Source organism: Salinisphaera sp. SWV1, from assembly GCF_052044155.1.
GTDB lineage: Bacteria > Pseudomonadota > Gammaproteobacteria > Nevskiales > Salinisphaeraceae > Salinisphaera.
In genome coordinates this window covers 1-622 of the sequence record NZ_JBQDYE010000138.1, presented here as the reverse complement: position 1 = coordinate 622, position 622 = coordinate 1, and the positions used below count along the sequence as shown (strand labels likewise).

The 622-nt window shown below is 46.3% G+C and carries 1 protein-coding gene; it reads left to right on the top strand.

Annotation, left to right across the window (positions count from 1 at the left end; all coding sequences use genetic code 11):
* Positions 1-622 (top strand): alcohol dehydrogenase catalytic domain-containing protein (locus ACS8YF_RS19870; RefSeq protein WP_440851804.1); only part of this gene is annotated, 622 nt, incomplete at both ends.

Here is a 622-nt window from a genome sequence, read left to right as displayed (position 1 = left end):
GGCTTATGTGGTTCCGATTTACCCAGGATATTTAAAAATGGTGCACATTATTATCCAATAACGTTAGGCCATGAATTTAGCGGCTATATTGATGCGGTGGGATCCGGTGTTGATGATTTACACCCTGGCGATGCGGTTGCCTGTGTGCCGTTATTACCCTGTTTTACTTGTCCAGAGTGTCTGAAAGGGTTTTATTCCCAGTGCGCAAAATATGATTTTATTGGCTCGCGGCGTGATGGTGGATTTGCTGAATATATTGTCGTTAAGCGAAAAAATGTCTTTGCTCTACCCACGGATATGCCTATTGAGGATGGGGCTTTTATTGAGCCGATTACCGTTGGTCTGCATGCTTTTCATTTAGCGCAAGGTTGTGAGAATAAAAACGTTATTATTATTGGTGCCGGAACCATTGGCCTGCTGGCCATTCAGTGCGCTGTCGCGCTGGGAGCAAAGAGTGTGACGGCGATCGACATTAGTTCAGAAAAACTGGCACTGGCAAAATCTTTCGGTGCGATGCAAACATTTAACAGTAGCGAAATGAGCGCGCCGCAAATGCAGAGCGTTTTACGCGAACTGCGCTTTAATCAGCTTATCCTCGAGACGGCTGGCGTACCGCAAACTG